The sequence below is a fragment of the Amycolatopsis sp. MEPSY49 genome, from assembly GCF_051337345.1.
Lineage (GTDB): Bacteria > Actinomycetota > Actinomycetes > Mycobacteriales > Pseudonocardiaceae > Amycolatopsis.
Window position 1 is genome coordinate 414824 of the sequence record NZ_JBDLYJ010000001.1, and the last position, 20582, is coordinate 435405.

Annotated in this window: 20 protein-coding genes; 6 read left to right on the forward strand and 14 right to left on the reverse strand. The window is 69.8% G+C overall.

Annotated features, from left to right (window positions below; translation table 11 throughout):
- Positions 1 to 57: 57 nt before the first annotated feature.
- The 8 genes from ABFJ78_RS02145 to ABFJ78_RS02180 are packed head-to-tail and all read right to left on the reverse strand — an operon-like array spanning position 58 to position 8345.
- The gene (locus ABFJ78_RS02145) at positions 58 to 1443 is read right to left on the reverse strand and encodes an amidase (protein ID WP_436383867.1); all 1386 of its coding nucleotides are present in this window, start codon (positions 1441 to 1443) and stop codon (positions 58 to 60) included.
- A 9-nt stretch (positions 1444 to 1452) separates the two neighbouring features.
- Complete coding sequence (locus ABFJ78_RS02150; protein WP_436383868.1) at positions 1453 to 2208, reverse strand: SDR family NAD(P)-dependent oxidoreductase; 756 nt, start codon at positions 2206 to 2208, stop codon at positions 1453 to 1455.
- Positions 2205 to 3617: an aldehyde dehydrogenase family protein gene (locus tag ABFJ78_RS02155; RefSeq protein ID WP_436383869.1), complete on the reverse strand. Its 1413-nt coding sequence runs from the start codon at positions 3615 to 3617 to the stop codon at positions 2205 to 2207. The genes ABFJ78_RS02150 and ABFJ78_RS02155 overlap by 4 nt, the downstream gene beginning before the upstream one ends.
- Positions 3610 to 4383, reverse strand: coding sequence for an ABC transporter ATP-binding protein (locus tag ABFJ78_RS02160; RefSeq protein ID WP_436383871.1), 774 nt, complete (start codon positions 4381 to 4383; stop codon positions 3610 to 3612). The genes ABFJ78_RS02155 and ABFJ78_RS02160 overlap by 8 nt, the downstream gene beginning before the upstream one ends.
- Positions 4380 to 5111 carry an ABC transporter ATP-binding protein gene (locus ABFJ78_RS02165; protein ID WP_436383872.1) on the reverse strand — a complete coding sequence of 244 codons (732 nt, stop codon included), beginning with the start codon at positions 5109 to 5111 and terminating at the stop codon, positions 4380 to 4382. The genes ABFJ78_RS02160 and ABFJ78_RS02165 overlap by 4 nt, the downstream gene beginning before the upstream one ends.
- A complete protein-coding gene (locus tag ABFJ78_RS02170) occupies positions 5108 to 5914 on the reverse strand; it encodes an ABC transporter permease (protein ID WP_436383873.1) in 807 nt (268 codons plus the stop codon). The genes ABFJ78_RS02165 and ABFJ78_RS02170 overlap by 4 nt, the downstream gene beginning before the upstream one ends.
- Positions 5914 to 6858 carry an ABC transporter permease gene (locus ABFJ78_RS02175; RefSeq protein ID WP_436383874.1) on the reverse strand — a complete coding sequence of 315 codons (945 nt, stop codon included), beginning with the start codon at positions 6856 to 6858 and terminating at the stop codon, positions 5914 to 5916. The genes ABFJ78_RS02170 and ABFJ78_RS02175 overlap by 1 nt, the downstream gene beginning before the upstream one ends.
- Complete coding sequence (locus ABFJ78_RS02180) at positions 6855 to 8345, reverse strand: ABC transporter substrate-binding protein (protein WP_436383875.1); 1491 nt, start codon at positions 8343 to 8345, stop codon at positions 6855 to 6857. The genes ABFJ78_RS02175 and ABFJ78_RS02180 overlap by 4 nt, the downstream gene beginning before the upstream one ends.
- 66 nt (positions 8346 to 8411) lie before the next feature.
- Between ABFJ78_RS02180 and ABFJ78_RS02185 the strand changes: the two genes are divergently transcribed.
- Positions 8412 to 9158, forward strand: coding sequence for a FadR/GntR family transcriptional regulator (locus ABFJ78_RS02185; protein WP_436383876.1), 747 nt, complete (start codon positions 8412 to 8414; stop codon positions 9156 to 9158).
- A gap of 10 nt (positions 9159 to 9168) precedes the next feature.
- Complete coding sequence (locus tag ABFJ78_RS02190) at positions 9169 to 10209, forward strand: patatin-like phospholipase family protein (protein ID WP_436383877.1); 1041 nt, start codon at positions 9169 to 9171, stop codon at positions 10207 to 10209.
- Here ABFJ78_RS02190 and ABFJ78_RS02195 read toward each other — a convergent pair.
- From ABFJ78_RS02195 to ABFJ78_RS02210, 4 genes are all read right to left on the reverse strand, one after another.
- Entirely contained in the window at positions 10195 to 10782 is a 588-nt protein-coding gene (locus ABFJ78_RS02195) for a class F sortase (protein WP_436383878.1), read from the reverse strand. The two genes, ABFJ78_RS02190 and ABFJ78_RS02195, sit on opposite strands and share 15 nt — an antisense overlap.
- A complete protein-coding gene (locus tag ABFJ78_RS02200) occupies positions 10779 to 11540 on the reverse strand; it encodes a hypothetical protein (RefSeq protein ID WP_436383879.1) in 762 nt (253 codons plus the stop codon). Before ABFJ78_RS02200 ends, ABFJ78_RS02195 begins: the two co-directional genes overlap by 4 nt.
- A gap of 61 nt (positions 11541 to 11601) precedes the next feature.
- Positions 11602 to 12642, reverse strand: coding sequence for a trans-sulfuration enzyme family protein (locus ABFJ78_RS02205; RefSeq protein WP_436383880.1), 1041 nt, complete (start codon positions 12640 to 12642; stop codon positions 11602 to 11604).
- A 30-nt stretch (positions 12643 to 12672) separates the two neighbouring features.
- Complete coding sequence (locus ABFJ78_RS02210; protein WP_436383881.1) at positions 12673 to 13545, reverse strand: DNA-processing protein DprA; 873 nt, start codon at positions 13543 to 13545, stop codon at positions 12673 to 12675.
- A 316-nt stretch (positions 13546 to 13861) separates the two neighbouring features.
- Between ABFJ78_RS02210 and ABFJ78_RS02215 the strand changes: the two genes are divergently transcribed.
- Complete coding sequence (locus tag ABFJ78_RS02215) at positions 13862 to 14521, forward strand: ComF family protein (RefSeq protein WP_436383882.1); 660 nt, start codon at positions 13862 to 13864, stop codon at positions 14519 to 14521.
- A 4-nt stretch (positions 14522 to 14525) separates the two neighbouring features.
- Here the strand turns inward: ABFJ78_RS02215 and ABFJ78_RS02220 are convergent, their stop codons facing one another.
- Entirely contained in the window at positions 14526 to 14876 is a 351-nt protein-coding gene (locus ABFJ78_RS02220; RefSeq protein ID WP_436383883.1) for a hypothetical protein, read from the reverse strand.
- Between the two features lie 100 nt (positions 14877 to 14976).
- Between ABFJ78_RS02220 and ABFJ78_RS02225 the strand changes: the two genes are divergently transcribed.
- On the forward strand, positions 14977 to 15972 hold the full coding sequence (locus ABFJ78_RS02225; RefSeq protein ID WP_436383885.1) for a hypothetical protein: 996 nt from the start codon (positions 14977 to 14979) through the stop codon (positions 15970 to 15972).
- Positions 15973 to 16017: 45 nt separating this feature from the next.
- On the opposite strand, the gene ABFJ78_RS02230 is transcribed toward ABFJ78_RS02225, so the two are convergent.
- Positions 16018 to 19236, reverse strand: a complete 3219-nt coding sequence (locus ABFJ78_RS02230; protein WP_436383886.1) for a penicillin acylase family protein — start codon at positions 19234 to 19236, stop codon at positions 16018 to 16020.
- 139 nt (positions 19237 to 19375) lie between these two features.
- Between ABFJ78_RS02230 and ABFJ78_RS02235 the strand changes: the two genes are divergently transcribed.
- The gene (locus ABFJ78_RS02235; RefSeq protein ID WP_436383888.1) at positions 19376 to 19750 is read left to right on the forward strand and encodes an FKBP-type peptidyl-prolyl cis-trans isomerase; all 375 of its coding nucleotides are present in this window, start codon (positions 19376 to 19378) and stop codon (positions 19748 to 19750) included.
- Between the two features lie 60 nt (positions 19751 to 19810).
- A complete protein-coding gene (locus ABFJ78_RS02240; protein WP_436383889.1) occupies positions 19811 to 20563 on the forward strand; it encodes a S1 family peptidase in 753 nt (250 codons plus the stop codon).
- Positions 20564 to 20582: the final 19 nt, after the last annotated feature.

Below are 20582 nucleotides of genomic sequence, written 5' to 3' on the forward strand. Positions count from 1 at the left end.
TCCTTCCCGTCGGCGACAGCTTCCCCTCCACTTCGCCGCGGGGCCCCGGTTTCTTCCCTATCCGATCGGCCAGGGCCGCTGCGGGCCGCGGAGCTGCTCGTACGCCGCTGCCGCGCGCAGGACGCCGACGTCGTCGAAGCGGCGGCCGCTGAGCTGGAGGCCGATCGGGCGGCCGTCGTCCGTGTAGCCGCAGTTCACCGACACCGCCGGCTGGCCGGACATGTTGTACGGGACCGTGAACGCGATGTGCTCGAACGGCCGCGCCGGGTCGTTCGTCGGCGACGCCCACTCCGCCGGTGGGGCCGCCACCGGGCACGTCGGCGACAGCACGACGTCGTAAGGCGAAGTCGCGCGCAGGGCCGCGACGCTGATCGCGTCGATCTGGGCGAAGCCGCGGTACGCGTCCACTCCGGACACCTGCGCGCCGCCCGCGGCCCAGTCCGCGATGTACGGCAGGACCTTCGCCCGGCGGTCCGCCGGCAACGCCGCCATGTCCGACCAGGCCCGGGTGCGCCAGAAGACGTCCAGGCCGTTGAGCATCTCGCGGGTCAGGAACGGTTCGACCGGCTCGACGATCGCGCCCGCGGTCTCGAAGGCTCGCGCCGCCGCCGTCACCGCGTCGAGCGTGGCCGGGTCCACCGGGAGACCTACGCCCGGGTCCAGGTGCAGGCCGACGCGTAAGCCGGCCAGGGAAGAGTCCAGGGAAGACCACGGCAGGTCCGCCGGCGGCAGGCTCAGGTGGTCACGCGCGTCCGGCGCCGACAGCACGCTCATCAGCAACGCCGTGTCCGCGACCGTGCGGGTCATCGGGCCCGCCACCCGGCCGAGGAACGGCGGGTCGACCGGCACCCGGCCGAAGCTCGGCTTCAGCCCGGCCAGGCCGCACCAGCCCGCGGGCAGCCGGATCGAGCCGCCGATGTCCGTGCCCACGTGCAGCGGGCCGTACCCCGCCGCGGCCGCCGCGCCCGCGCCCGCGCTCGAACCGCCCGGTGACGCCGAGGTCAGCCACGGGTTCCGCGCCGTCTCGTGGAAGCTCGACAGGCCGGACGTCAGCATCCCGTAGTCCGGCATCGTCGTCTTGGCCAGCAGGACGCCGCCGGACTCGCGGACGCGCGCGGCCGCCGGGGCGTCCTCGGCGGCCGGCACCAGAGCGGTCGCCGCCGTGCCCAGCGGGACCGGGGTGCCGCGGGTCGCGATGTTCTCCTTGAGCGTCAGCGGGACGCCGTCGATCGGGCCCAGCGGTTCGCCGGCGTGCCAGCGCGCTTCAGCGGCCTTCGCTTCCTCACGCGCGCTTGAAGGGTCGTACGCGTACAACGCGTGCAGCTCCGGCTCTCGCGCTTCGATGCGCGCGAGAACCGCTTCGGTCACCTCGACCGGCGAGAGCGTCTTCGCGCGGTACTGCGCGACGAGTTCGACGGCGGTCAGATCGGGCAGCTCGGTCATGAACGCTCCTCAGGAAGCAGGCGGTTCGAAGCGGCCGTCGACGGCGGTCCAGCCACCGTCCACCGCCAGCACTGAGCCGGTCACGAACGACGAAGCATCCGAAGCGAGGTACACGACGGCGCCGGCCAGCTCGTCCGGACGCGCCCAGCGCCCCAACGCGCCCTTCGTCGCGTACGCGACGTACCACTCCGGGTTCGCCTTGATCTGCGCGGTCAGCGGGGTCTCGACGACGCCGGGGGCGATCGCGTTGACCCGCACGCCGGCCGGGCCGAACTCCGCCGCGGCCGTGCGGAACAGCTGGACGAGCCCCGCTTTCGTCGCCGCGTACGGGCCCTGACCGGGTTCGACGGTCGTCCCGCGGATCGACGAGAAGCCGATGATGCTCCCCCGCCCGCGCGCGACCATGTCCGCGCCGAAGACGCGGACGACCTCGAACGTGACGCCGAGGTTCAGCGCGATGACGCGGTCGAACTCCTCCCGCGTGTAGTCCAGCAAGCGTTTGCGGACGTTCGTCGCGGCGGTCAGCACGACGATGTCCTGCGGGCCGAGTTCCGTCGCCGCGCGGTCGACCGCGCCCGGCGCGAGGAGGTCGATCTCGTACGCCTTGCCGACACCGGCCTCGCGCGCGGCTTCGAGGTCGCGGTCGGCGCACACGACGTCAGCGCCGTGCGCGGCCAGGGCTCGCGCGGCTTCGCGGCCGATGCCGCCGGCGCCGAGGACCACGGCCCGGCGGCCGTCCAAGCGGAACAACGTCGAGTAGTTCACGGGCGCAGCACCGCCATCCTCGTCACGGTCAGCTCTTCGACGGCGAACCGCGGACCTTCGCGGCCGATGCCGGAGTCCTTCACCCCGCCGTACGGCATGGTGTCCGAGCGGAAGCCGGGCACTTCGTTGACGACGACCCCGCCGACCTCCAGCTCGTCCAGCGCGCGGAACGCCGTGTTCAAGGACTTGCTGTAGACGCTGGCGTGGAGGCCGTACCGGGACGCGTTCACCGCGGCGAAGGCCTCGTCCACATCGGACACCGTGCGCACGCAGACGACCGGGCCGAAGATCTCCTCGTCCCAGGCCTCGACGCCGTCCGGGACGTCGAGGAGGACCGTCGGGCGCAGCACGGTGCCCTCGACACCGCCGCCGACCCGGCGAGCGCCGGACTTCTCGATCCACGCGGCGACGCGGTCGGTGGAAGCGGGGTCGATCAGCGCGGACACCCGCGTCTTCTCGTCACGCGGGTCGCCGACGACGACCTCGTCGAGCCGCGCCAGCAACCGTTCGGTGAAGTCCGAAGCCACCGACGCGACGACCAGCACGCGCTGCACCGAGATGCAGGCCTGGCCGGACGCGTAGAAGCCGCCGCGCAGCACGGCATCCACTGCCGCTTCGAGGTCAGCGTCGTCGGCGACCACGAGGGCCGCGTTCGAACCCAGCTCCAGCAGCGTCTTCGTCGGGGCCGCGTCACGGGCGATGCGGTGCCCGACCGCGGCCGAGCCGGTGAACGACACCGCGCCGATCCGGCGGTCGGTCGTCAACGCCGCGCCAACCGACGCGTCGCCGGTGACCAGCTGGACCATCGCCGGCAGCGGGGCGAGCTGCCGGACCAGGTGCACCAGCCAGAGCGTGGCCAACGGCGTCTGCGGCGCGGGCTTGACGATCACCGGGCAGCCGGCGGCGATGGCGGGCGCGATCTTGTGCGACGCCAGCAGCAGCGGGTAGTTGAACCCCGCGATGCCGACGACCACCCCGATCGGCTTGCGCTTCCAGAACCCGACCAGTCCGTCGCCCGACGGCAAAAGATCGAGGGGCACGGTTTCGCCGTGCAACCGGGACACCTCTTCGGCCGCGGCTTCCCAGGTGACGATCGTGCGCGCGACCTCGACGCGGCAGTCGACCAGCGGCTTCCCGGTCTCCAGCACGAGCAGGTCTTCGAACTCTGACCGGCGCGCGGCAAGAGCGGCCGCGACGTCGTTCAGCAGAGCACGGCGCGTCCGCGAAGGGAGCGAAGCCACTTCGCGCGCGACGGCGACAGCCTCGTCAACGGCGCGCGTAGCCAGCTCGGGCGTGCCGACGGGCGCGGTGCCGATCACGCTCCCGTCGTACGGGAAAACGATTTCTACGGCGTCCACAGTGGACACCCAGCCGGTGCCGATCGGGAGTCCCTCGGGGTAGTCAGGCATCGTCACCTCCGCTCAACCGGGCCAGCTCCGCGCGCAGGTTCGGCGCGGCTTCGAGGAGTTCTCGCGTGTATTCGTGCTGTGGCGCGTCATAGACCTGCGTGACGTCGCCCAGCTCGACGATCTCGCCGCGGCGCATCACCGCGACCCGATCGCAGACGTGCCGGACGACGCCGAGGTCGTGCGACACGAAGACGAGCGTCAGCGCGAACTGGTCCACCAGCGACGCGAGCAGGTCGAGGATCTGGCCGCGCACGGAGACGTCGAGGGCGCTGACCGGCTCGTCGGCGATCAGCACGCTGGGGTTCGGCGCCAGCGCGCGGGCGATCGAGATGCGCTGCCGCTGGCCGCCGGAGAACTGGTGCGGGTACCGCTGCGCGGCGTCGGCGGGCAGGCCGACCGCGGCGAGCAGCTCGGCGACGCGATCGGGCTCGCGGTGGCCGAGCGGCTCGGAGATGATGTCCCGCACGCGCATCCGCGGGTCGAGCGAGCCCATCGGGTCCTGGAAGACGATCTGCAGCTCCGAGCGCAGGAAGCCGAGCTTGCGTTCGGGCAGGTTGTCGATGCGCCGGCCTTGGAACGAGACCGTGCCCGCGGTCGGCTTGTCGAGCGCGGCCAGCAGCCGGACCAGCGTCGACTTGCCCGACCCGGATTCGCCGACGATGCCGAACCGCTGCCCCGCCTCGACGTCGAAGCTGACGCCGCGCAGCGCGTGGACGTCCCGGCGGGCGTAGCGGCGTTCGAGGTCGCGGACTTCGATGATGGTCATCGGCGGGCCTCCAGGTCCGAGGCGGCCAGCAGCTTCCGCGTGTAGGCGTGCGAAGGCGACGTCAGGACTTCGCGCGTCGAGCCCGCTTCGACGATCTCGCCGTCCAGCATCACGAGCACGCGCTCGCACACCGACGCGACCACCGCGAGGTCGTGCGTGATGAACAAGAGCGAGCTTTCACGTGAAAGCTTCGTCTTGATGAGCGAGAGGATCTGGGCTTGGACGGTGACGTCGAGAGCGGTCGTCGGCTCGTCGCAGATCAGCAGCGACGGCTCGTTGGCCAGCGCCATCGCCAGTACGACCCGTTGCCGCTGCCCGCCGGAGAGCTGGTGCGGGTACGCGCGAGCCGTACCCGCCAGGCCGACCGCGGCCAGCAGATCTTCGGCGCGGTGACGGCGGCCGTGGACGCGGCCGGGTTCGGTGACCTGGCGGCCGACGCGCATGGCCGGGTTCAACGCCGTCATCGGCTCCTGGAACACCATGGCGAGTTCGTCGCCGCGCAGCCGGGAAAGGTCCTTTTCGGACATTCCCAGCAGTTCGCGGCCGTTCAAGGAAACCGAGCCGGACGCGTGGAGTTCCTCCGGCAACAGACCCATGATCGACAACGCCGTCAACGACTTCCCGGAGCCGGACTCGCCGATCAGGCCGACGCGCTCACCCGCGCCGATCTCGAACGAGACGTCCTTGACCAGCTCACGAACCCGCAACCCGGAAACCGAAAGCGTCATACCTTCGCCGCCAATCGGGGGTCCAGGCGGTCGCGCAGGCCGTCGCCGAGGAGGTTGAACCCGAGGACGGCCACGGCGATCGCGATGCCGGGCACCAGCGCCAGCCGCGGGTGGACGGTCAGCAGTTCCTGCGATTCCTGCAGCATCCGGCCCCACGACGGCGTCGGCGGCCGCGTGCCGAAGCCCAGGAACGACAGCGCCGCTTCGGCGAGCACGGCGATCGCGAACGACACCGACGCCTGCACGATCAGCAGGCCCGAAATGTTCGGCAGCACGTGCCGCACCGCGATCGTCAGGCGGGACCGGCCGCCGGCGCGCGCCGCGAGCACGAACTCCGTGCTCATCACCTGCAGCGTCCCGGACCGGGCGATCCGGGCGAACGACGGGATCGTCGCGATGCCGATCGCCACCATCGCGGTCAGCGTGTCCGCCCCGAACACCGCGCCGAACATGATGGCCAGCAGCAGCGCGGGGAACGCGAGCACGAGGTCGTTGACCCGCATGACGAACTCGCCGAGCCACCGCGGCGACATCCCGGCGAGGATGCCGAGCGGTGTGCCGATCACCGCGGCGATGCCGACCGCGACCACACCGACGTACAACGTCGTCCGCGCGCCGACCATGATCTGGCTCAGCAGGTCACGGCCGAACTTGTCGGTGCCGAACCAGTGGGCCGCGCCGACGTCGAGCAGCCGGTTCGTCGCGTCGACCTTCACCGGGTCGAACGGCGTCCAGAAGAACGACACGAGCGCGGCCAGCACGACCAGGCCGACGAGCACCCCACCCAGCACGAGATTGCGCATCACGAACCTCGCAATCGCGGGTCGAGCACGGTGTAGAGGACGTCGACGACGAAGTTGACCAGCAGCACGCCGACCACCAGCACGAGCACGATCCCCTGCACGGTCAGCAGGTCGCGGGCGGCGACGGCGTCGAGCAGCATCGACCCCAGGCCCGGCAGCACGAACACGCGCTCGACGACGACCGCGCCGATCAGCAGGGTCGCCAGCTGCAGGCCCAGGACCGTCACCACGGGGACCGACGCGTTGCGCAGGCCGTGGCGCACCAAAGCCTGCCCGGGCCGCAAACCCTTGGACCGCGCGGTGCGCAGGTAGTCCTGGCCCAGCGTGTCCAGCACCGCCGACCGGACATAGCGCGTGAGCACCGCGCCCTGCACCAGGCCGAGCGACAGCGCCGGAAGGATCAGCCCGCGGAGGAACTCGCCCGCGTTCTGGTCCGGCGGCGTCCACCCACCCGACGGCAGCCAGCGCAGCTGCACGGCGAAGATCTGCACCAGGATGATCCCGGCGAGGAACGCGGGGATCGCGACGCCGATCTGCGACAGCCCGGAAACGCCCGCGCCCGAGGCCTTCCGGTGCTTCACCGCGGCGAACGTGCCCGCGGGAATCGCGATCACCAGCGCCACCAGCATCCCGGCGCCGACCAGCCAGAGCGTGACGCCGAGGCGGTCGAGCAGCTGCGGGCCGATCGAATCGCGCGTCACGTACGAGCGGCCGAAGTCGCCGTGCAGCACGCCACCGATCCAGTCGAAGTACTGCGTGACCAGCGGGCGGTCGATGCCGAACTCCGCGCGGGTCTTGGCGAGCAGCTCCGGCGTCGCGTTGACGCCGAGCGCGACCTGCGCCGGATCGCCCGGCAGCACAGCCATGAAAAGGAACACCACGATCGACGCGACCAGCACGCTGACCACGAAGATCGCCACCCGGCGCAGCACCCTGGCCGTCATCGCGGCGCCAGCCCGGTGAGGTCGAACGACTCGCTGACCTGGTTCTGCACGAACCCGCCGACCTTCGCCTTCGCGACGATCACGTTGGGGAACAGGAACAGCCAGTCCGCGGCGGCGTCGGTGTTGAGCTGCCGCGCGACCTGCTTCATGTCGGCGACCTGCTGCTCCGGCGTCCCGCTGTCGGCTTCGGCGAGCAGCTGCTGGACGCGCTTGCTGTCGTAACCCCAGTAGTACTTCGGTTTCCCGAACGTCGTGATGTCGCGGGCTTCGACGTGCTGGATGATCGACAGGTCGTAGTCGTGGTCGGTGAACACCTGCTTCAGCCAGACCGCGGGGAAGTCGAGGGGTTCGATCGTCGTCCGCACGCCGACGTCGGCGAGCTGCGACTGCACGACCTGCGCGGCCGACACCGCGTACGGCAGGTTCGGGATCCGCATCCGCAGGTTCAGGTTCGTCGCGCCCGCCTCCGTCAGGAGCGCCTTCGCTTTCGCGGGGTCGAACGGGTAGACGTTCGACAGGTCCTCGTACCAGGGATCGGTCGGCGGGACCATGCTGCCGATCAGCGTGCCGCGGCCGGCCCACGCCGTGTCCAGCAACGCCTTCCGGTCGATCGCGTACGTCAGCGCCTGGCGCACGCGGACGTCGTTCAGCGGCGCGCGCTGGTTGTTCATGGCGAGCGTGACCTCGCTGTTCGACGTGCCCTGGACGACCTGGAACCGGTCGTCGGCCTGGAACTGCGGGATCGAGTCGGGTGCGGTGATCGCCGAGATGACGTCGATGCCGTTGCTGGACAACGCGTTGTTCAGCGCGGTCGGGTCCTTGATGTACTTGAGGACCACCGTCGAGTACGCCGGCTTCCGGCCCCAGTACCCGGGGTTCGCCTTGAGCACCACGGAGTCGCCGCGCTTGCGCGCCGCCACGACGTACGGCCCGGTGCCGACCGGCTTGTTCGCCAGGTCGGCGACGCCGGTGGGGCTGAACATCGCGCCGACCCGGCTGGTCAGGCTGAACAGCCAGCCGTTGGACGGCTTCGAGAGCACGACCCGCGCGTGGTCCGGCGCGACGACGTCGACGTGGTCCACGACGTCCATCGTGGACTTGATCGAGATCGTCCAGTCGGTCTTCACGCGCAGCAGGGAGAACTTGACGTCCTCGGCGGTGAACGGCGCGCCGTTGCTGAACTTCACGCCCGGCCGCAGCTGGAAGTCGTACGTGCGACGGTCCGGGCTGATCGTCCACGACTTCGCGAGCAGCGGCACCACGCGACCCTGCGAGTCGAGCTTCACCAGGCCTTCGTAGACGTTGTAGAGCAGCGCCTGCGGGATCGCGGCGCCATCGGTCCGGGTGAAGTCGAAGTTCGCCGGCTCCGCGGTGAAGCCGACGGAAAGCGTGTCCGGACCAGCGGAAACGCTCGCCGACGAGCCCGCCGAGCAGCCGGACACCACGAGCAGCAGCGCCGCTGCCAGCACGGGAATCCGGGCTTTCATCTGGCCTCCAGGTAGGTACACTGGTCTGACCAGTAGCCTGCACGCGACGGACGTCGAGGTCAAGGGATGCGGTTCGAACCGGTGGCTCCGGTCCGCGCGTACGAGCGGGTCGTGGAGCAGATCGAGCAGGCCGTGATCAGCGGCGCGCTCAAGCCGGGCGAACGGCTACCCAGCGAGCGCGAGCTGATGACGCAGTTCGGCGTCGGCCGCTCGACGATCCGTGAAGCGCTGAGGGTGTTGCAGGCCGCCGAGATGATCCGGTCGCGGCCCGGCGACCCGCGCGGGCCCGAGGTGCTGGCCGCGTCCCCCGCCGCGCTGCACCGGTCGATGCACCGGCTGGCGCGCGCCGACCACGTCGGGCTCGCCGAGCTGTTGCAGTTCCGGATGATCCTCGACGGCTCGGCTCACCTGCTCGCCGCGGAACTGCGCACCGAAGACGACCTGACCGGCCTCGACGCGGCGCTGGAGGCGATGCGCGAAGGCGTCTCGCACGGCTACGCGGAGTTCAGCCGCGCGGATGTCGCGTTCCACGAAGTCATCGCGCGCATCTCGCGCAATCCCCTGCTCGTCGTCAGCGAAGAAGTCGTGCGCGGGGTCGTGCTGGAACTCATCGAGGACAAGCTGGAGCACGCCAGCAACCGGACGTCGCTGATGCGCGCCTGGCTTTCGCACCACGCCGAAGTGCTCGCCGCGATCCGCTCGGCCGACGGCGCCGGCGCGGCGCACCTGGCCAAACAGGCGTTGTACGACAACTACGCCGAATACGTCCCCGCCGAGCAGCGCCCGCTGCTCGACCCGTTGCTGCGGTCCTAGACTCGGCGAGGTGGACGCGGCGAAACGGGACGGGGTCGGGCTCGCGCTGTCCGGCGGTGGCTATCGGGCGATGCTCTTCCACGCGGGGGCGCTCTGGCGGCTCAACGAACTCGGCTGGCTGCCGAAGCTGACCACCGTCTCCAGCGTCTCCGGCGGGTCGATCGCGGCCGGGGTGCTGGCGCACGCGTGGCACAAGCTGTACTTCGGCGACGACGGCGTCGCGGAGAACTTCGGTAAGGAAGTCGTGCAGCCACTGCGGAAACTCGCGCGTACCAACCTCGACGTCCCGGTGACGCTGAAGGCGATGTGCATCCCGTGGCGCAGCGCGGGCGAGGAACTGGCGCTGCGGTACCGCAAGCACCTCTTCGGCGACTGCCGCCTCGCGGACCTCGACCCGGCCGGGCCGAACTTCGTGTTCACCGCGACCAGCCTGCAGGACGGTTCGCTGTGGTGGTTCTTCCGCCAGCCCGGCCCGCACGGGCAGGTCCCGCTGGCGACGGCGGTGGCCGCGTCGTCGGCGTTCCCGCCGCTGCTTTCCCCGGTCGTGATCCCGGATCCGCACCGGCCGGACCGCAAGATCGTGCTCAGCGACGCCGGCGTGTACGACAACCTCGGCCTCGACCCGATCGAGAACCAGCGCGCGACCGTCCTGGTCAGCGACGCGGGCAAGAAGATGAAGCACGAGGAAAAGCCGCACCACAACTGGCCGATGCAGCTGTTCCGCGTGCTGACCGTGATGGACAACCAGGTCCGCGAGCTGCGCACCGGCTCGCTGCTGAAGTCCTATGAGGACAAGCAGTTCGCCGGGACGTACTGGGCGACCTACAGCGACATCACGCACTTCGACCTGCCGGACGCGCTGCCGGCCCCGGTCGAGCGGACCCGCGCCCTGGCCGAGACGAAGACGCGGCTGACCCGGATGTCCGAAAAGGTGCAGGACAACCTGATCAACTGGGGGTACGCCGTCTGCGACGCGGGCATGCGCCGCTGGGTGTGCCCGGAGACGTCGTTGAAGCCGGAGTTCCCGTACCCCGGCTCAGGCGTTGGCTAGGTTCGCGTAGACGACGATGTTGTCCTTGTAGCTGTGCTCGGCGTGGTCGAACGCGCCACCGCAGGTGATCAGGCGCAACTCAGGCTTGTCGCTGTTGCCGTACACGGCGTCGCGCGGGAACGTGTCCTTCGGAACCTGCGTGACGCGGTCGACGACGAACTTCAGCTTCCGGCCGTCGCTGCGGTCGATGTCCACTTCGTCGCCGGGCGCGAGGTCCTTGAGCTTGTAGAAGATGCCGGGCTTCTTGTCGCCGTCGACGTGCCCGAGGACGATCGCCGGGCCGACGTCACCGGGTACCGGCGAGAGCTTGTACCAGGCCGCCTGCATCGGCGTGTGCACCGACGGGACGGAGATCGAGCCGTCGGTCTTCACCGCCACGGCGAGCAGACTGGACTCCGCGCCGATCTTGGGGATCTTGACCGACGTCGGCCGGAGGCCCTTGAACGGCACGCTGACCGGGACCGAAGCCGGCGCCGGAGTGGCGGGCGGGGCCGCCTGCGGCGCCGCCGGGGTACTGCAGGCGGCGACCGTCAGGACGAGGGCGAGCGCCGCGCCCGCCCGGCGCGGCGTCATCCGGCGGTACCGCCGAAGCCGGTCTCGACCCCGCCCCGCGGCGCGACCTTGACCTGGGCCTTCGGTGCGTTGTTGCCGGGCGCGGCGGACGTCGCCGTGGTGACCGGCGCGCTGCTCGACGGCGCGGCGCTCGTGCCGGCCGGAGTGCTGGTCGGCGTGCTGCTCGACGACGTCGGCGGCTGCTCCTGCTCGAAGTCGATGATCCCGATGTGCTCGACGCCGTCGCAGAAGAAGGCGAAGCGGCCGGTCGCCTCGGCCGGCGGCGTCACGACGGTGACCGTGTAGTTCCAGTACCGGCCGTCGGACTCGTCCTGGTCCGGCCCCGCCGTCACGCTGAGGTTCTGGGTGTAGATGTCCCCGACCTTGCCGGACGCGCAGGCGACGACCAGGACGCCTTCGCCGCCGAGGCCGACGAACCCGTGGCCGACGGCGTCCTGGTAGTCGTCGTCCTTCGGCGGCTGCTGGGTGTCTTCCTGCTGCTCCGGCTCGGCTTTGGGCTCGGCCTTCTCGGTCGTCTTGACCTCGGGCCGCGCCGGGTCGGCGGTGGCGATGCCCGAAGTGGACGACGGGACCGTGCTCGGCGCCTCCGACGTCGTGCTCGCCGGGCTGCTCGACGTCGTCGTGTCCGAAGTGGAGGTGGTCGTTTCCGTGGGCGGGGTGCTGGTTTCTTCCTGGGCCACCGCGGCGGGCGTGGCGGCGAAGGTGGCCAGCGCACCCGCGACAACGACCCCGGCGACCCGGCTCAGCGCTCTACCCACGGCGAACTCCCTACGGCGGTGACCTGCGATGGCCGGACTATCGAGGTGTCACCCGTCCGCGTTACTCCGCTAGTGCGGACGCGAGGTCGCGCCAGAGGTCTTCCGGATCTTCGAGGCCGACGCTGAACCTGATCAGCCCGGCCGGTACGCGCTCCTCACCCGGGAGCCACGCCCGCCGCTCGACCAGGCTTTCGACGCCGCCGAGGCTCGTCGCCGGGACGATCAGCCGGGTCGACGCGCAGAAGCGGTCGGCGGCCTCCGCGTCGGCCAGCTCGAAGGAGACCATCATCCCGAAGCCCGGGTAGCGCACCCGCTGCACGGCGAGGTGCTCGCCGAGCCGCGAAGCCAGCAGCGCGGCGGTGCGGGACTGCTCGGCCAGCCGGACCGGCATGGTCCGCAGGCCGCGCAGCGCGAGCCAGGCTTCGAGCGCGCCCGGCGTCGAGCCGACGCGGGTCCGCGCGCCCTTCAGCTCGGCCGCGACCTCGGGGTCCTTGGCCACGGTGATGCCCAGCAGCAGGTCGCTGTGCCCGCCGATGAGCTTGGTCGCGCTGTGCACGACGACGTCGGCGCCGAGCTCGAGGGGCCGCTGCTGCAACGGCGTCGCGAAGGTGTTGTCGACGACGACCCGGCCACGCGCGGCGGCGGCGATCGTCTCGATGTCCATCACGTCGAGGGTCGGGTTGGTCGGCGACTCGAGCCAGACCAGGTCGGACGTCGCAGCCTCGGCGATCCACGCGTCGGTGTCGGTCGGGTCCAGCTCGGTGACGGCGAGCTTGCCGAGCTTCTGCGCGTGGGCGAGCACCCCGCGCGTGACGGCGTAGCTGAACGTCGGCACGACCACTCGCGACCCGACCGGCAGCAGGTCCAGCACCGCGGACAGGGTGGCGACGCCGGACGCGAACGCCGTCGCGTGCCCGCCCTCCAGCGCGCCGACGGCCTCCTCGAGGGCGTGCCAGGTGGGCGTCCCGTCACCGCGCGCGTACACGAAGTCGCCACCGGCCTGGTACGTGCTGGTGGCGACGAGCGGGGTGTTCAGCGGCTCACCGGGTCCGTGCGGCCGGCCGGCGGCGATGGCCTTGGTGCGGGGCGTCCAGTCGTCCATGCGCCTCACGGTAACCGTAGGCCGGGGTAGTCAGTCGAACAGTGACTGAGAACGAGGTTCGCCTACGAGGTCGTGCAACCTGGCCGCTAGTGCGGCCCGACTCTCGATCCGCGAACCGCCTGCGGCGAGCAGCGCCCGTGTTCCCGGCGGATCCTCACCCGGAAACCCGAGGACCCAAAGCCGCTTTCCACCCTGAAGTGCAGCCTTACCGGCTCGTAGTGTTCCACCGGTTTCGCCCGCCTCGACAGCGACGACCGCATCACCCAGGCCGACGATGACCTGGTTGCGTGTCATAGCGGCACCTGCTGTCCACCGCTGCGACGGGGGAAACTGTGACACCACCAGCAGCTGCTCGAGTACTTGGTCCGGCAGATCGCGATAAGCCGACTTGAGCCGAAAGTCGAGAATCCCCTCGGCGAGCACTGCGACACTGCCCCCGCCGGCGCTGAGCGCAGCGATGTGCGCTTCAGTGTCGACACCCTTCGCGTACCCGGAAACGACGACGACACCAAGAGCGGCTGCGTCCTCCCCGCACGCTCGGGCGGCACGCAGGCCGGCGGAACCGGCACTGCGCGAACCACACACTCCGATCGACGGCCGGTCGAGCAGCTCGATGGGGCCACGGTGATACAGGACGGGTGGCGCACCCGGAGCCCTCCGCAAGCGATCCGGATACGCCGGATCATCACAGAAGAGCACGCCAACGCCTTCCGCATGCAGTCGCTCCGCCATCTCGGCCGCGGCAAGCCGCTCTTCGTACGGAAGCTCGCTTGTCATCTCCTCAAGGCCACGGCGGCCCGACTGGAGCAGAAACTTCGCCGCACGCCGGGGACCACCGGCAGCGTATGGCGCCAGAAGTGCGAAGACGAGCTCACGAGCCGAAGTGGTTCCTTCGATCGTCATGGCTCGGGCCGCTCTCTGTCGCCGGGGACTCCATCCTCATCTCACCAAACCGCACAACTAGAACATATGTTCGATCAGGTCGGCTGTCAACACGCCCGTCGCAGGTCACACACCCAGGGCTAGAACCACGCGACACTGAGTAGTCCCAGGGGAGGATGCCAGCGCCATGTCGTCCGGAAAGTTCACACCAGACACCAGAGGCAACTGCCTCGCGGAATGGATATGGGAACACGTGGGGCGGAAGAGGCTCCTGTTGCTACGGGGTTCCGACGAAACCGCGAGCCAGGTGATCCACGCCTTCCCTGGTACGACGAACGTGGAGCTCTACCCGAAGCACTCTCCGGCCTGGACCCATCGACTTTGCCTGCCGGACCACGTCGATCCGGTCCCGCTTCTCGACCTGCTCGAGCGCGTCCTGGTCCTGCGAGCGATCCAGGACCTCGACGCGGTCATAGCCCTTGACTTCTACAGTCAGCCGAACCTCAACGGCGAGCAGGGGCTGACTTACACAACTATCGGTGCGCTGATCAACGCGATCAAGTACAAGGCCCTCCGCAAGGAAGAGGTTGCCGAGGCGGGCTCGCGTCTCACTGCACCACTTGTCGAGGTGGTGCGGGCTCATCCTTGGTTTCGTACGGCCGACCTCGTTCTGGCGGTTCCGGGCCACGATCCCAACCAGGTGGCCGCCAGCGTCCGCATCGGTGTCACAGTCGCCAAACACGTAGAACTGCCGCACGCGTTGCCAAGGAACCGCCGCTCGGGCTTTCGGAAGTCTGTGAAGGATATGGCCGGCGAGGAACGAGCGGAACTTCTCGATGGTTTCGCGATCGATGAGGATCTGACCGGTCGCACGGTCTTGGTGGTCGACGACGTCTTCCACACCGGATGCACGATGCGCGGAGTCGCGCGGGCGGCCCGTCTGGCCGGCGCATCAACGGTGCTCGGCTTGACCGGCGCCCGCAACTGGCGTTACTGAACTCTCAAAAGCCGACGTAGTCCGCACTGGGCGACAGTGAACCTTCTCGTGGCACTTTCTGCACAAGTTCACGCAGAGCCGACCTGACCTCGGTCAGAGTCCGGGTGTCAGGCAGCGAACGAGTCTCGGCGATGTGGACAAGCTGCCCCACCAGTGCCGGATGCGTGCTCAGCACCGCGGTACCTGCTGCGGTGACTTGCAGATGATCCGCCGCCAGCAGCAGATCGCCGGCGGCGCCCTCGTCCACTGCGCCGTCCAGTACGGCCGACTCGACGACCTCCCTGGCGATTACGAATGCCACGCCGGGCAGAGGGTGAGCCGAGCTGAGCTGGTCGGTCAGCAACCGCACATCCATGCCTAACACCCTCTCTGCTCGCGCTGGCCCTCCCAGCGGCTGACATTTAAACTACAACCAAGAGTACTTTTATTGCCGAAGGCTCACCGGGGAGCCGGCCATGAACGCTTCTCGCCGCGGTCGCCCACCAGGTGACGGTCCCCCGACCCGGTACACCGAAGCTCGCGCGTTCACCGGGGAACCCCGGTGGCTCGTCGACGAAGGACAGAATCCCGGCGATGTGGCAGCGGCCTTCGCTCAACAGCAGCTCATAGCCCGGATCCGGGCAAAGCGCTGGCCCAGCTTGTCGGCCGCCGACGTCGCAGCCCACCTCGGCAAGGCGAGAGGTGACCGCACCGTCCTCGACGTCTGGTCCGGCCGCCGCGCGATCACCCTGCCGATGCTCCTGTCACTCGCGATGGCCTTCGACCTGCCGCCCCTTGCGCATTGCGATCCAGACGACTTGTGCACTCTGCTACCTCCGGAGCACCGCAGCTGGCTGGGTTCCTGGCGACCGGGCGACGGCAGCCCCGTCTTCCGCTCGCCAGCCCAGCCCGGAGGTGAACCGGCATGGCCACTCGCGTCGCAGCAGTTGGCTGAGTGGATCACCGACGAAACCCGCGTCGGGACCGTCCACCTGACCACGGATCAAGTGGCGACTCATGCGGCAGCGGTAGCTCTCGGTGCGGCAGGCCTGCCCGCAGAGCTGGCGTCGCTGCTCGCGGGCGCACACGGCAGGCTGACTCTGCGCTATGAGACCGAACCCGAGATCGATGTGCACGTTACGCTGCTTCACGACGAGAACGGTCCCTCGCGAACCAGGCAACTCGGCCTGATCAAGCGGCTGTGGCAATTCCGGCGCTCCGCCACGGAACGAGCGGTAGCTATCCTCATCGTGGCCCACCGGGAACTCGCCCGACTCGCACAGTCGATCCCCGAAGCTGACGCTGCTTCACAAGGAGACACGCTGCGAGTGCCGGCGAGAACGCTCAGGAACGTCGGTATCCCGGATGCTTCGCTCAACGAATTCGAGCTGACTCAGTTGGCGCGAGAAAGAACGTCCACCAGTTACACCGTGATGATTTGCGACATCACGAAACCGTCCGGTCAGTGGTAGTGGGGTGGCCGGGCCGCCCGCGCGTCCACGGGCGGCCCGGCCTGCTCAGTGGGCATACACCTCGAACTCGTACAGCGAGTAGCCGTACTTCGTGCCGCGCTGGACGCCCTGCATCTTCACGAACCGCGCCGACACCGGGGCGAACGAGACGTTGTCCTGCCCGCCGTCGCCGTCGGTGACCACGGCCGCGTCCGTCCAGTTCACCGCGTCGGGCGAGGTCTGGATCCGGTAGCTCTTCCCGTACGCCGCTTCCCAGCTCAGCAGCACCCGCGAGACCTGCTGGACCGAACCGAGGTCGACGGTGATCGCCTGGTCGTCGCTCCAGTCGCTGGCCCAGCGGCTCGAGGCGTTCCCGTCGATCGCGTTCGACGCCGGCGAGTTGTAGAAGCCGGTTTCGGCGCTCGTGGCGCTGACCGTCTTCCCCGGCGCGAGGTTCGCGATGTTGTCGCCGCGGTGGGCGGTGTACTCGACGACCTGCTGGAACGTCGGGCGGTTCTGCCAGCTGATCTTGTCCTGCGTGATGCCGCCCAGCGGGTTGTGGACGATCGTGTCGGCGCACCACTGGTCACCGGCCGAGCAGCTCGCGTCACCGGGGTAGACGGTGTTCGCGGCCTGGCCGGCGGCGGTGGTCAGCGAGTCGACGAGCGCCTGGCGGCACGCCGTGACGTTGCCGCCGCCGCAGAACGTCTGGCCGAGCGGGCCGGCCACCGGCTGGCCGAGCACCTGCCGGATGTCCTTGCTGACGTAACCCCACCAGCCGAACTGGAACGACGAACCCTTGTGGGGCTGGCCGGTGTGCTGGCCGTTGCCGTTCTGGAAACCGGACGGGCTTTCGTTGATGCCCAGCACGCCGGTCATCGCGTTGTAGGCGTCGTCGCCCATGCCCGGCTTGAACTCGGCCTGGACGAGCAGCGGCCACCAGGCGTCGAAGATGCGGATCGCGTCGGCGTCCGCGTACGCCTTGCTGCCGGCCGACGTCTCCGTGCGCAGCTGCCCGTGCGAGAGCCACGTCTTGAGCTTCGCCTCGGCGTCCGCGGCCGCGCCGGTCGTCGGCGTCTTGTCGAGCACCTGCAGCAGCAGCGGCAGCACGCGCTCGGCACGCAGGTCGGACAGCGCGGCCTCCTCCATCGCCTGGGTCAGGTTGACCCGGGTGACCTTGGTGCCGCTGGAGATCAGCTTCTTGACGCGCGAGTCGAGGAGGTCGACGCGGTGCACGGCGGACTTGTCCGCGCCCGCGGCCGCGTAGCCGTGGGCCTGCGCATTGTTCCAGCTGACGTAGTAGTCCTGGTTGACCGACTGCGGATGCTGCGACGGCGGGGTGTACGCCGCCTGGTTGCCCGCCGGGTTCCAGCCGATCCAGTCGTGGCCCTGGTCGCCCCAGACCGGCATGTTCGGGTCCACATTGGACTGACGCGCCGGGTTGGCGCCGGAGTTGTAGTAGGCGATGTCCTTCGAGTCGGCGTAGAACCAGTTGAACGTGTAGTTGATGTCCTGCGCGGCCTTCTGGAAGTCCGCCGCGGACTTCACGAAGCCCGGGTCGTTCAGCTCCTGGAAGCCGATCAGCGAGTCGACCTCGTGGAAGTAGGAGGACCGCAGCGCCGCGTACGCGACCGGCTTACCGCCGACGGTCGCCCGGCTCTGCACCGGCCCGTACTTGGTCCGGTAGCTGCGCAAGGTGTACGAACCCGCCGCGGTCCCGTCGGCCACGGTCGGCTTCCAGGCGTTCTTGACCTCGACGGTCTCCATCGGGACGCACTGGCCTTGCCAGGTGTAGTAGTTCGAGTCCTTCGTCGGCGCCTTGCCGCTCGGGTCGCACAGCGTCAGCGCGTAGGTGTCGATGATGTCCTGCGCCGACGTCGTCGCGCTCCACGAGTAGTCCTGGCCGCGGCCGAGGAGGACGTACATGCTCAGGCCGGCGAAGGCCGCGCCGCGCGCGCTGATGCCCGGGCCCTGCAGCTCCTGCAGCAGGAGCAGCTGCGGAGCGAAGTAGCCGGTCTGCGGGCCGAAGACCGCGACCGGGTGGCCGCTGGCGGTCTTCGCGCCGGAGACGAGCAGCGCGTTGGACATGCCGTGCTTCTCGCTCAGCATGTTCCCCGGCAGCACGCCGTTCTCGAACATGCCGCGGGCGGGCTCCTGCTCGGCGGGCGCGACGACGTCCACAGTGGACGGCGTCGCGGTCGAAGCCGAGCCGGTCTTGTCGAACACCAGCTGCTGCCCGGTCACCGAGCCCTTGTCCGGCATGGCCTGGCCGACCGCGTTGGCCGGCGTCTTGCCGTACGGGAAGGTCTGGCCGTCGTGCAGCGTCTTGACGGCTTCGGGGTCGTCCTCCGAGCGCAGGCTCTGCCACACCTTCTCGCCCTGCACGACGCCGTACTTCTCCTGCATCGCCAGCTTCGCGATCGCGTTCTGCACCTCGCCGCCGCCGCCCGCGCCGAACTCGGCGCCGACCAGCGACGCGAGCGCGACCAGGTCGGTCAGCTTGAACGGGTCGATCGACCCGGCGTTGGTGATCGAGTCGACGTGCCCGGTCAGCACGTACTCGCCGGGGAAGTACCGGCCGTTGTAGGAGTCGCTGATGTACTTGTTGATGCCGTCGACGTAGGCCTGCGCGTCGGCGAGACCCTGCGCGCCGCGCGGGCCGCTGCTCGCGACGCGGTCGATCTGCTGCTGCAGCTCGGCTTCGGTGTACGGCGCGTTCGCGAAGAACTGCTGCTCCAGCTCGCGGTTGGCTTCCGCGCCGCCGGCGAACGGGGTGACCTGCCCGCGCGCGGCGTGGCGCAGGACGTCCATCAGCCAGAGCCGGTCCTGCGCCGCCGCGTACCCGGCGCCGAACTCGGTGCCGGAGCGGGTGGTCCCGGTGATGTGCGGGACGCCGAGGGCCTTGTCCCGCACGATCGTCACGTCCGAGCGCGGCTTGGTCGTGCTCGCGACCTGGTCGGCGGCGACGCCGAACGACGAGTCGTTGAAGTACTGGTTGATCGCGCTCGTGGTCAGCGTCTTGTACCCGTTGGCCAGCGACGAGTACTTCCCGAGCTGGTCGGACGCGTGCGCCGGGCGGGTGCCGAGCAGCTTGTGCGCCAGGATGTCGGCGAGGGTGGCGTTGCCGTTCTCGCCGGGCGGCAGGATGTCGCTGCACTGCCCGCCGCAGTAGTCGTCGGGCGACGCGGCCGCCTGCGCGGCCGGAGCGGTGACGGCGACCTGGGTGAGTCCGGCCACGAGGGCCCCCAGTGCCGTCAAGGTCAGGGCGCGGATGCCACGTCGCATGCCGGGCTCCCCTCAGTCAGAAGAGTGACGAAGCGCACGCTACCGAGCAGTAGGCGAAGTGTGAAGACTTTTCGCGTTTTTCAGCCCTTGGACGTAGTCCGAACGGCGCAGCCTCGCGCGCGTGGGTACGGTGAGTGCCATGACCTTGGAAAAGCCCCAGATCGACCGCCCCGAGGGCAACCCTCCGGCCGACCTCGAGATCACCGACATCACGGTCGGTGACGGCGCGGAAGCCACGTCGGGCAAGACCGTCACCGTGCACTACGTCGGTGTCTCGCACTCGACCGGCGAGGAGTTCGACGCGTCCTGGAACCGCGGCGAGCCGCTGCGCTTCGGCCTCGGGGCCGGCCAGGTCATCTCCGGCTGGGACCGGGGCGTCGCGGGCATGAAGATCGGTGGCCGCCGCAAGCTCGTCATCCCGCCGCACCTCGCTTACGGCGACCGCGGCGCGGGCGGCGTCATCAAGCCGGGCGAAACCCTGATCTTCGTGGTCGACCTCGTCGGCGTGAACTAGGTTGTGCGGCGGTGGCGGGGGAATTCCCGCCACCGCCGGCCCACACCTGGGGGATTTCCCATGCGCACACGCGCTTTTCTTTCCGCAACGCTCTTCGCGCTCGCCGCGGCCGTGGTCACCGCGGCCCCGGCTTCGGCCGTGGCCAACGGTTCCGACGTCCCGCGGGGGACGTTCAAGTTCGCCGCGAAGCTGACCATGACGGACATCCCGAAGCCCGACGGCACCAAGTACGACAGCGCCTGCTCGGGTTCCCTGATCGCGAAGAAGTGGATCATCACCGCGGGCCACTGCTTCCACGACGCCGCGCGCAACCCGGTGTCCGGCCCCGTCCCGTACCCGACGTCCGTGCTGCTGGGCACCACGACCGTGGACCAGCCGGGGATCACCCGCAACGTCGTGACGGTGTACCAGTCGCCGAGCAACGACATCGCGATCGCGGAGCTGGACAAGCCGGTCTACGGCGTCGAGCCGCTGACGCTGAACCGCCGGACGCCGGTGGTGGGCCAGAAGGTGACGCTCGCCGGCTGGGGCAGCCTCACCTCGGTGGACCCGACCCCGGGCACGAAGCTGCAGCAGGGCGTCATGAAGGTCGCGACGGTCGACCCGCAGTACGCGGGCGTGAAGGGCTTCGCCCCGACCTCGACGACGAGCGCCTGCACGTACGACTCGGGCGCGCCGTACTTCGTCCCGTCGGGCACGGGCGGCCGCATCGTCTCGGTGGAGAGCGACGGCCCGGACTGCCCCCACGACCAGGCGGAGACGACCGCGCGCGTGGACGTCGTCGCGGACTGGATCGCCTCGCACATCGGCTGACCGGCCGGGCGGGGGGCCC

Excerpts from the sequence above, each read along its gene's own strand:
- ABFJ78_RS02145 (WP_436383867.1), bottom strand. The coding sequence starts at position 1,443 with ATGACCGAGCTGCCCGATCTGACCGCCGTCGAACTCGTCGCGCAGTAC.
- ABFJ78_RS02155 (WP_436383869.1), bottom strand. The coding sequence starts at position 3,617 with ATGCCTGACTACCCCGAGGGACTCCCGATCGGCACCGGCTGGGTGTCC.
- ABFJ78_RS02160 (WP_436383871.1), bottom strand. The coding sequence starts at position 4,383 with ATGACCATCATCGAAGTCCGCGACCTCGAACGCCGCTACGCCCGCCGG.
- ABFJ78_RS02165 (WP_436383872.1), bottom strand. The coding sequence starts at position 5,111 with ATGACGCTTTCGGTTTCCGGGTTGCGGGTTCGTGAGCTGGTCAAGGAC.
- ABFJ78_RS02170 (WP_436383873.1), bottom strand. The coding sequence starts at position 5,914 with ATGCGCAATCTCGTGCTGGGTGGGGTGCTCGTCGGCCTGGTCGTGCTG.
- ABFJ78_RS02175 (WP_436383874.1), bottom strand. The coding sequence starts at position 6,858 with ATGACGGCCAGGGTGCTGCGCCGGGTGGCGATCTTCGTGGTCAGCGTG.
- ABFJ78_RS02180 (WP_436383875.1), bottom strand. The coding sequence starts at position 8,345 with ATGAAAGCCCGGATTCCCGTGCTGGCAGCGGCGCTGCTGCTCGTGGTG.
- ABFJ78_RS02185 (WP_436383876.1), top strand. The coding sequence starts at position 8,412 with ATGCGGTTCGAACCGGTGGCTCCGGTCCGCGCGTACGAGCGGGTCGTG.
- ABFJ78_RS02195 (WP_436383878.1), bottom strand. The coding sequence starts at position 10,782 with ATGACGCCGCGCCGGGCGGGCGCGGCGCTCGCCCTCGTCCTGACGGTC.
- ABFJ78_RS02205 (WP_436383880.1), bottom strand. The coding sequence starts at position 12,642 with ATGGACGACTGGACGCCCCGCACCAAGGCCATCGCCGCCGGCCGGCCG.
- ABFJ78_RS02210 (WP_436383881.1), bottom strand. The coding sequence starts at position 13,545 with ATGACGATCGAAGGAACCACTTCGGCTCGTGAGCTCGTCTTCGCACTT.
- ABFJ78_RS02220 (WP_436383883.1), bottom strand. The coding sequence starts at position 14,876 with ATGGATGTGCGGTTGCTGACCGACCAGCTCAGCTCGGCTCACCCTCTG.
- ABFJ78_RS02225 (WP_436383885.1), top strand. The coding sequence starts at position 14,977 with ATGAACGCTTCTCGCCGCGGTCGCCCACCAGGTGACGGTCCCCCGACC.
- ABFJ78_RS02230 (WP_436383886.1), bottom strand. The coding sequence starts at position 19,236 with ATGCGACGTGGCATCCGCGCCCTGACCTTGACGGCACTGGGGGCCCTC.
- ABFJ78_RS02235 (WP_436383888.1), top strand. The coding sequence starts at position 19,376 with ATGACCTTGGAAAAGCCCCAGATCGACCGCCCCGAGGGCAACCCTCCG.
- ABFJ78_RS02240 (WP_436383889.1), top strand. The coding sequence starts at position 19,811 with ATGCGCACACGCGCTTTTCTTTCCGCAACGCTCTTCGCGCTCGCCGCG.